The following is a 1,390-nucleotide window of genomic DNA, read 5'->3' on the forward strand; positions in this document are numbered from 1 at the left end:
AGGCGGGCTACGAGGCGCTCGCCGGGGCGATCGCGGCGGCCGGGGAGCCGGCCTGCGTCGCGATGGAGGGGACGTCGTCCTACGGGGCGGGCCTCACCAGGCACCTCGCGTCGCTGGGGATGCCCGTGCGCGAGGCGCTCTCCCCGGCGAGGATGCAGAGGAGGCGCCCGGGGCAGGGCAAGTGCGACGAGGCGGACGCGGAGAGGGCCGCCCGCGCGGCGATGTCCGGCTCGAGGCTCGGGACCCCCAAGAGCCAGGACGGGTGGGTCGACGGGGTGCGCTGCATGCTCGCGGCGCGCTCCGGGGCGGTGAAGGCGCGCACCTCGGCGATTGTGTTCCGTCAAGTAAAAATCGACAAATACGTCTGTCGAATTTCGACACCCTCATGCTGACCGCCTCCGGGCGGGCCGGCGCCGTCGCGGCCGGCCCGCCCGCTGCCTAGAACGGTATCTCCCAGTCCTCCGGGGGCACCTCCTCCATCCCGCCCCGCTCGCCCGTCATCAGCGGGTGGTCCGGCGTGGATTGGCTACACTGATGTGGACAGTTCCGGGAGGGGCGCAGGAGACGGGAGGGCCGTATATGAGGGACCCCAGGCACCCGAGGCATTTCACCGACGAGTTCAAGAGGCAGATAGTCGACCTCTACAACGCCGGCAAGCCCAAGCGCGAGATCATGGACGAGTACGACCTCGGCAAGAGCACCGTGGAGAGGCGGGTCAAGTCGATAAACGCGACCGGCTCGCCGCGCGCCGCGGACAACCGCACGCCCGAGCAGAACCGGATCCTGGAGCTCGAGCGCGAGAACCGCAGGCTCCGGATGGAGGTCGACGTCTTAAAACAAGCGGCGCTGATATACGCTCGAAAGTGAGGGCCATAGCGGCCAACGAGGGCCGCTACCCCATATCAGCGCAGTGCAGGCTCCTCGGCGTCGCAAGGTCGACGTACTACTCCATGCGCTCGCGGGCCGACCGGCCCGCCGCGCCGGACCCCGCCGCGCCGGCCGTGGTCGCGGCCCACGCCGCCAGCAAGGGCCGGTACGGCTCGCGCAAGATAAAGGCGTCGCTCGAGAGGTCGGGCGTCACCGTCAGCCGGCGCCGGGTCTGCCGCATCATGAGGGAGAACGGCCTGGTCAGCGCATACGGCAGGAAGAGGTTCAAGGTGCACCCCGGGGCGGTCAACGAGGCCGACGTGCCCAACGTCGTCGCGCGCGGCTTCGGCGGCAGGGCGCCGCGCACCCATATATGCAGCGACCTGACCTACGTGCGCGTCGGGGCCTCGTGGAACTACGTCTGCCTGCTCGTCGACCTCTACAACAGGGAGATCGTCGGCCACTCCGCCGGGCCCAGGAAGGACGCCCGGCTGGTCAAGTCGGCGTTCGCGACGCTCTCCTT

Annotated in this window: 3 protein-coding genes; all 3 read left to right on the forward strand. The window is 69.9% G+C overall.

Going from position 1 to position 1,390, the window contains the following annotated elements; genetic code table 11:
• Positions 1-392, forward strand: a 392-nt coding sequence (locus tag ACQRCA_RS08390) for an IS110 family transposase (protein WP_427719884.1), incomplete at its 5' end; no start/stop codon positions are given.
• Between the two features lie 187 nt (positions 393-579).
• Positions 580-867 (forward strand): transposase, encoded by a 288-nt coding sequence (locus ACQRCA_RS08395; protein WP_427719885.1) that lies wholly within the window; start codon positions 580-582, stop codon positions 865-867.
• Positions 868-950: 83 nt separating this feature from the next.
• The coding region (locus ACQRCA_RS08400) for an IS3 family transposase (protein WP_427719886.1) at positions 951-1,390 on the forward strand (440 nt) is incomplete at its 3' end.

The organism is Collinsella sp. SGI.095 (assembly GCF_050314535.1).
Taxonomy (GTDB): domain Bacteria; phylum Actinomycetota; class Coriobacteriia; order Coriobacteriales; family Coriobacteriaceae; genus Collinsella.